This is a genomic window from Anaerotruncus sp. DFI.9.16 (assembly GCF_024461615.1).
GTDB lineage: Bacteria > Bacillota > Clostridia > Oscillospirales > Ruminococcaceae > Anaerotruncus > Anaerotruncus massiliensis.
Genome location: NZ_JANFZX010000085.1, coordinates 1 through 7,585 on the forward strand (window position 1 = coordinate 1; position 7,585 = coordinate 7,585).

The window sequence follows — 7,585 nt, forward strand, 5'->3', positions numbered from 1 at the left end:
CCTTCGGATTCCCATAGAGGAACTGCCTGCGGCAGAATCTCTTACAAGGTGCGCCCTGTAGGGGCGCGAAAAAGGCCTTCCGTCCCCCGGGCGGAAAATCGAAAACCGGAGCGCGGCGGAACGCGCTCGTCATTCTTGCCGCTTGGAAAGCGGCAATTCCCGTCTAAACTCCGCCGCTCCCGAGCGGCAAAACTCCCTTCTGTTTCACGTGAAACACTCCGGAGGGCAAAAGCCCGCGGCGGGGCTGGGGAATTTTTGTCGCAGATTGCCCTTTTAAAGCCGCCTGAATTATGCTATAATCGTAACCGTTATGAAATCAGCGGACAAGCCGGGTAAATGGAGGCAAAAATGGGCAAAATCATTGCAGTTGCGAACCAGAAAGGCGGCGTCGGAAAGACGACCAGCGCGGTCAACTTGACGGCGGCGCTCGGCGCGCGCGGATACAAGGTGCTGCTGGTCGACGTGGACCCGCAGGGGAATTCCACCTCGGGACTGGGCGTCAACAAGCGCGACCTCAAGCATTCCACCTATGATCTGATGGTCGCGACGGCGCAGCCGGCGGAGGCGCTGCGGCACACGCCGTTTGAGAATGTGGACGTCCTGCCCTCCAACATCTCGCTGGCGGGGGCGGAGATCGAGCTCGTCGAGCTGGACAACCGTGCGATGCGCCTTAAGACGGCGCTGCTGAAGGTGCGGCAGAATTACGACTTCATCTTCATCGACTGCCCGCCCTCGCTCGGCATCATCACGCTCAACGCGTTTGCCGCCTGCGACACGCTGCTGATCCCCATCCAGTGCGAATATTACGCGCTCGAGGGCCTCTCCCAGCTCATGGCGACGCTGCGGCAGGTCAAGCGGCTCTACAATCCCTCGATCGACATCGAGGGGGTGCTGCTCACCATGTATGACAGCCGCCTCAATTTGACGGTGCAGGTCGTGGCGGAACTCAAAAAATACTTTCCGCAGAAGATCTACCGGACGGTGATCCCGCGCAATGTCCGGCTCTCGGAGGCGCCCAGCTTTGGTCAGCCGGTCATGTATTACGACCGTTCCTCCAAGGGGTGCGCGGCATACGACGAATTGGCTGAGGAATTCCTCAGGAAGAACCAGAGGGATAGGGGGTAAGGCATTGGCAAAGGCAAAAGGGGGACTGGGCAAGGGCCTGGAGGCGCTCTTCGCCGACAATTCCACCGACGAGGCGGCCGTCTCGACGCTGGCGGTCAGCGAGATCGAGCCCAACCGCGGGCAGCCCCGCAAGCAGTTCGACCCGGCGGCGCTCGCCGATTTGGCTGATTCCATCCGGCAGCACGGCGTGCTGCAGCCGCTCGTCGTGCGCCCGATGCCCGACGGCAGCTACCAGCTCGTCGCGGGGGAGCGCCGCTGGCGCGCCGCCCGGATGGCGGGGCTTTCCCAGGTGCCCGTCGTCATCAAGGAGCTCAGCGACAGCGAGACGATGGCGCTCGCGCTCATCGAAAACCTCCAGCGGGAGGATCTCAACGCGATTGAAGAGGCGATGGGCTACCGGGACCTTATGGAAAATTTTGGATTGACGCAGGAGCAGGTCTCCGCCAAGGTGGGCAAGTCCCGCCCGGTGGTCACCAACGCGCTGCGGCTGTTGGGTCTGCCCGAGGAGGTGCGGGGGCTCCTGTCGGAGGGGAAGCTCTCCGCCGGGCACGCACGCGCGCTGCTCTCGCTGGGGGAGGAGGAGCTCATCCGGCAGGCGGCGGCGGACACGGTCAAAAAGGGCCTCTCGGTGCGGCAGGTCGAGGCGCTCGCCAAGCGCCAGAAGCAGCAAAAAGCCGCTTCCAAGCCGCAGAACGCCTGGGACCAGAGCTTTTTTGCCGAGGTGGAGCTCGCCCTCTCCCAGTGCCTCGCCCGCAAGGTGAAGGTGGAAGGGGAGAACGGCAGGGGCCGGCTGGTCATTGAATTCTACGACGAGGACGACCTGCGGTCGATCGCGTCGTCGCTGGAGAAGAGCGGGGGCTGAGTTTCCACCGGAAGGGCCCCGTGGTGTGGAAAAACCGAATTCGGAGGAGAATAGACAATGCTGGACATCAAATTTGTACGGACGAATCCCGACGTGGTCAAGGAGAACATCAAAAAGAAGTTCCAGGAGGAGAAGCTGCCGCTGGTGGACGAGGTGATCGACCTCGACCGGCGCTACCGCGAGGCCAAGACCCGCTGCGACTACCTGCGCAGCCAGCGCAACACGATCAGCAAGCAGATCGGCGGCATGATGGCCAAGGGGCAGAAGGAGGAGGCCGAGCAGGCCAAGGCGCAGGTCTCCTCGATGGCCAGGGAGCTGGCGGACCTCGAGGAGCAGGAGACGGTGCTCGAAGGGGAGATCAAAAAGCGGATGATGGTTATCCCGAACATCATCGACCCGTCGGTGCCGATCGGGAAGGACGACGGCGAAAACGTCGAAGTGGAAAAGTTCGGCGAGCCGGCGGTGCCCGACTTCGAGATCCCCTACCATGTGGAGATCATGGAAAAGCTGCGCGGCATCGACCTCGACAGCGCCCGCCGCACAAGCGGAAACGGGTTCTATTACCTCTGCGGCGATATCGCGCGGCTGCACTCGGCGATCCTCTCCTATGCGCGCGACTTCATGATCGACCGGGGCTTCACCTACTACGTGCCCCCCTTCATGATCCGCAGCAACGTGGTCAACGGGGTCATGAGCTTTGCCGAGATGGAAAACATGATGTACAAGATCGAGGGGGAGGATCTCTACCTGATCGGTACGAGCGAGCATTCGATGATCGGCAAATTCATCGACACGATGCTCGAGGAGAGCCAGCTTCCCCAGACGCTGACGAGCTATTCCCCCTGCTTCCGCAAGGAGGTGGGCGCGCACGGCATCGAGGAGCGCGGCGTCTACCGCATCCACCAGTTTGAAAAGCAGGAGATGATCGTCGTCTGCAAGCCGGAGGAGAGCATGGATTGGTTCCAAAAGCTCTGGCGGAACACGGTTGATTACTTCCGTTCCCTCGACATCCCCGTGCGCACGCTCGAGTGCTGCTCGGGCGACCTCGCGGACCTCAAGGTCAAAAGCCTCGACGTGGAGGCGTGGAGCCCCCGCCAGAAGAAATACTTCGAGGTGGGCAGCTGCTCCAACCTCGGCGACGCGCAGGCGCGCCGGCTGGGCATCCGCGTCAAAAACAAGGAGACGGGGAACTACTTCCCCCACACCCTCAACAATACGGTCGTCGCCCCGCCCCGCATGCTGATCGCGTTTTTGGAGAACAACCTGAACGCCGACGGTTCGGTGCGCATCCCGCAGCCGCTGCGGATGTACATGGGCGGCAGGGACGTCATTCGGTAAACGCGCCGCGCCGGAAGCTCCCGGCGGATAGATTGGGCGCAAACGGGAGAGACTAACATGGTAGAGACCTACAAAAAAGAAATCCTGGTGACCGAACCGGAAACCGACATCACCAAGCGGATGACGCTGTCGAACATCATGCGCCACTCCCAGCAGATGGGCAGCGAGCACATCGCGTCGATGGGCATCGACTATAACCGCATGTACCGGGACGGGATGGTTTTCCTCGTCAACAAGATGCTCATCACGATCGACCGGCGGCCCGTCTTCGGGGAGGAGCTGCTGCTGACGACGATCCCCCGCAAACCGAAGGGCGCGCAATTCATCCGCGATACGATTTTCGAGACGCGGGCGGGGGAGAAGCTCATCGAGGTGAGCATCTCCTGGATGCTCGTGAGTCCCGACACGCACAAGATCCTGCGTCCCTCGGTGTTCGACGTCTACGGCTTCGAGATGTTCCCCAACGAGGGGGAATACATCACCGGCTACCGCATCCGGCGGCCCGAGGCGGAGACGGTCACCCACCTGCGGCAGGTCAAATACAGCGACCTCGATTACAACTTCCATGTGAACAACGCCGTCTACGCCGCCATCGTCTGCGACACCCTGCCGCTGGAGCCGCTCACCGAGCGGGAGATCGCCAGCTTCGGCATCGTCTACCAGCGGGAGGCCAAGGCCGGCGAGGTGATCGAACTGGATGTGGCCGCCCTTCCGGACGCCGCCTATTATGTCGGCGGACGGGTCGCCGAGGAACGCTGTTTTGAAGCGGAGATAAAATTCCGCTGATTGCCAAAAACACCTTGACAAACTTTCCTGTATCCAGTATAATGTAATTCGCTCGCTTGTACTTTTTGTATGGGCGGCGGATATGGCGGTATAGCTCAGCTGGCTAGAGCATTCGGTTCATACCCGAAGTGTCACCGGTTCGAATCCAGTTACCGCTACCATTCGCTCGAGCCTCACCGAGAGGTGAGGCTCGACTTATCCGGCCTGTTCGTCAAGTGGTTAAGACACCGCCCTTTCACGGCGGGTTCACGGGTTCGAATCCCGTACAGGTCACCAAAAAGGCGGCGGAGTTCTTTAGGACTCCGCCGCCTTTTTGCTGCACGGAAAACAAACGGGCAGACCACAAGCCGAGGCGGAACCAGGTTAGGAACGCGGAGTGTGCCTAAAATGGCTCTTCGTCCCCGGCGTCGAAGAGCTCGAGCACCCCGTCCCAGTCGAGATTGCGGATATGGTGGCGGAACCGCCCCTCCGCGCGGGTGGAGACCTTCAGGTCGCATTTGCGGTCGCCGCGCTGGAGGATGCTCTGCCGGACGTTGACAAGCGCGATTTTATCGAACGGAAATACAACGGTGTGTAGATAATACCGATTAGAATAACGAAGAGTATAACAATCTCCGTCGCGGGAAACGCCCGAAGAGAGAAAATCCAGAATTCGGACGCCCAAAAACCAGAGAGCGGGCAGGGAGAGCATGAACCCGGCAAAGCCGATCAGTCCCGTCCACTTGGGCAGCAGCCAGCAGGCGACGACCGTGCCGGCCGGGATCAGCACGCAGGGCCAAAAGGGATCGATCAGGAACTTGAAGATGGCCCCGAAGTTGGGTTTGAGGGTGCGTGCGGAAACGGTGTACTCGGGCAGCAGGCGGGAGAGTTGTTCGCGGGTCTTTCTGCGGCTGGAAAAGGGGATGACGGCCGAGATGTCCGATTTGTCCTTGTTGAAGCCGATCGCATTGAGGAAGACCGAATAACGCCCGAGCAGGCGGGTCAAAAGGCTCTGCCGGATGTCGACGAAGCTGATGTCGCGGGCGCGCAGGACATATTCCTTTTCCACAAGCACGCCGCCGCTGACGTGGAGGGAGTCCCCGACGCGGAGGGTGCAGAGGTTCTTGGTCTGCAGCAGGTTGAGCAGGAATGCGGCGAGCCATCCGACGAGCAGCGCGATCGCGACGCCCGCCGCGATGGGCGGAAGCCCGAACGCGACACGGCGGGAAAGCTCCTCAAAGGTGGCCAGCATCAGGTCGGCCAGCTCCTGCCCGAGGATCTGGCCCGCCTGGGAGATGAAGGTCGAGATAAACACAATGCCGAGGAAGGAGTTGGAGGTAAAGAGGGAGAGGAACACGACGCCGGAGATCCGGGGGCGGTAGGCGGCGTGGACCTCGTCGGCGGATTCCTCCGGGACGCCCCGGCAGAGGGACAAAATCCGCGCGGCCTCGCGCTCTCCGGAATAGAAGGAGACGTCGGCCTTGTTGGCGCCGCGGGCGATCGTGTCCACCCGCAGGCGCGCGACCTTCAGCGGCCGCAGCCAGAAGGGACGCATCACCGCGCAGGTGCAGATCCGGTCGACGGGGATGAAGGTTTCGTGCTTAAAAAATATACCGGAAGTATAAAATATGCCGCGTTCATCCATATAGTATTTGAAACAATCCCACTTTTTCCAGGCGAGCAGGAAGATCAGCAGAACCGTCAGGATGTCCATCCACGCGCCCGAAATCCAAGAAAGCAGGTCGCCCGTCAGCGCGGAGAGGAACCCGCGCGCCAGCGGGATGATCAGGAGGAAGAGGAAGCGGTAGAGAAAGGTCAGCATGGAAAAGGGGTGAGCGTGGACGGCGGCGGCCTTACGCATCGGGGGGCCCTCCTTCCTCGTCGGCGGGGGTGAGGAAGGCTTGCAGGCGATCGGCGTCCGCCGGCGGCAGGCCGGGGATGTAGACCGAGCTGCCCGCCGCATAGACAAAGAGAGAGCAGACCCCGAAGAGCCGCTCGAGAGGGGAGGAGGCGACGGTCGCGTACTGGATGCTTGTTAAGGGGACCGCCTTTACACGCGTATAGATGACGCCGCAGTGGATGAGCAGGCAGCGGCGGTTGAAGCCATAGGAGAGCTTGCGGTATTTGATGGGATAATAGAATATGTAGAAATAGAGAAAAGCCGCCATCCAGGCAGCGGTAAAAAGCCACCACATCCAGTTGATGCGGGGCGCGAAGAAGGCGGAAAAAAAGGAGGGCACAAGCGCCACGAGGAGCAGGCGGATACGCCACACCGTGAGGATTTGCAGGTCGGGTTTCTTTTGAACCATGGGCGGACTCCATCCCGGCTTTTGGCAAAAAGCCTGAGCAAACAGATTTTTTTCCGGCGGCAGAACCCGCCGCTGGAAAAGCGATACCTATATTATAATGGAAACGGCAGGGAAAAAACATCCCCTGCCGCAAATAACAAAATACAATCAGTAATATTGATAATATAATATACTGAATCAGCTGCAGAACAGGTGGGCGCCGATCCGTTTGATCACCGGCCGGGTACGGATCCACTTGTTGGAGGTCTTGTCGGGATTATAATAGTAGAGCGCGCCGCCCGACGGGTCGGACCCCGCCAGCGCCTCGCGCGCGGCCTTACGCGCCGATTCGGCGACCGCCACGTTGATCTGTCCGTCGGTGATCGCGGTGAAGGCGCCCGGCTGGTAGACGACGCCCGGGAGGGTATCGGGGAAGGAGGGGTGCTCCACCCGGTTGAGCACCACCGCGCCCACGGCGACCTGCCCTTCAAACGGTTCGCCCCGCGCCTCGGCCGAAATGATATTGGCCAGCAGCGCGATGTCGCTGTCCGAATACCCGCCGCTGCCGCTTGTCTGCTGGGAGCTGTAGATCCCCATGGCCCGGAGGGTCGCATTGCCCGCGATCCCGTCGACGGCCAGGCCGTTCTTCCGCTGGAAGTCCATGACCGCCTTTTTCGTCTGCACGCCGAAAATGCCGTCGACCTCACCGAAATAATAGCCCCAGTTTTTGAGCTTCTGCTGGATCTGGCGCACCTCGTTGCCGCGCGAGCCCTGTTTGGAGAGGACGTCGGTCGTCTGCCACATGCGCGCGGCGAAGACCCCCAGGGCGATCAGCAGCAAAAGGGCGAAGGAAAACGAGATGGTGCGGATGAGCAGCACCGGCCGCGCATCGGCGCCGTGTTCTTTCGACATGATGAAAACCTCCTTGCAGGCACGGAAAACGTCCGCGCCGCGGTTAGTTGCAGTATGTGCGCCGCGGGCCGGAATATGCGTGCGCGGGAGGAAGAAGGGGCGCGGGAAGAGGCCGCGCAGAGGCTTTTACGGGAAATTTGCGATTTTTGAAAAAATCTTTGACAAACCAGTTGACATCCCCGGGGTTCTATGGTATTATAACAAAGCTGTCCCGTGCGTGACATCCACAATTTGGACGGCACAGCACCTTGAAAAATGAACAACGAGAGAAGAGAAACGAGGAACCCAAGACGGA

7 protein-coding genes and 2 tRNA genes are annotated in these 7,585 nt (G+C 60.7%); 6 read left to right on the top strand and 3 right to left on the bottom strand.

Annotated elements, in window-relative coordinates:
- Positions 1 to 348 precede the first annotated feature (348 nt).
- The 6 genes from NE609_RS16210 (at position 349) to NE609_RS16235 (ending at position 4,387) form a co-directional block, all read left to right on the top strand.
- On the top strand, positions 349 to 1,125 hold the full coding sequence (locus tag NE609_RS16210) for a ParA family protein (protein ID WP_256153113.1): 777 nt from the start codon (positions 349 to 351) through the stop codon (positions 1,123 to 1,125).
- A 4-nt stretch (positions 1,126 to 1,129) separates the two neighbouring features.
- Positions 1,130 to 1,987, top strand: a complete 858-nt coding sequence (locus NE609_RS16215; RefSeq protein WP_256153114.1) for a ParB/RepB/Spo0J family partition protein — start codon at positions 1,130 to 1,132, stop codon at positions 1,985 to 1,987.
- A gap of 57 nt (positions 1,988 to 2,044) precedes the next feature.
- Complete coding sequence (gene serS, locus NE609_RS16220) at positions 2,045 to 3,325, top strand: serine--tRNA ligase (protein ID WP_256153115.1); 1,281 nt, start codon at positions 2,045 to 2,047, stop codon at positions 3,323 to 3,325.
- A 57-nt stretch (positions 3,326 to 3,382) separates the two neighbouring features.
- The gene (locus tag NE609_RS16225) at positions 3,383 to 4,111 is read left to right on the top strand and encodes an acyl-[acyl-carrier-protein] thioesterase (protein WP_101553149.1); all 729 of its coding nucleotides are present in this window, start codon (positions 3,383 to 3,385) and stop codon (positions 4,109 to 4,111) included.
- A gap of 84 nt (positions 4,112 to 4,195) precedes the next feature.
- Positions 4,196 to 4,272 (top strand) — tRNA-Met (locus NE609_RS16230).
- Positions 4,273 to 4,312: 40 nt separating this feature from the next.
- A tRNA-Glu gene (locus NE609_RS16235) sits at positions 4,313 to 4,387 on the top strand.
- Between the two features lie 106 nt (positions 4,388 to 4,493).
- Here the strand turns inward: NE609_RS16235 and NE609_RS16240 are convergent.
- From NE609_RS16240 to sleB, 3 genes are all read right to left on the bottom strand, one after another.
- Positions 4,494 to 5,951 (bottom strand): PH domain-containing protein, encoded by a 1,458-nt coding sequence (locus NE609_RS16240; RefSeq protein WP_256153116.1) that lies wholly within the window; start codon positions 5,949 to 5,951, stop codon positions 4,494 to 4,496.
- Positions 5,944 to 6,399, bottom strand: a complete 456-nt coding sequence (locus NE609_RS16245) for a PH domain-containing protein (protein WP_121587687.1) — start codon at positions 6,397 to 6,399, stop codon at positions 5,944 to 5,946. The genes NE609_RS16240 and NE609_RS16245 overlap by 8 nt, the downstream gene beginning before the upstream one ends.
- A gap of 177 nt (positions 6,400 to 6,576) precedes the next feature.
- Entirely contained in the window at positions 6,577 to 7,290 is a 714-nt protein-coding gene (gene sleB, locus NE609_RS16250) for a spore cortex-lytic enzyme (RefSeq protein WP_101547940.1), read from the bottom strand.
- Positions 7,291 to 7,585: the final 295 nt, after the last annotated feature.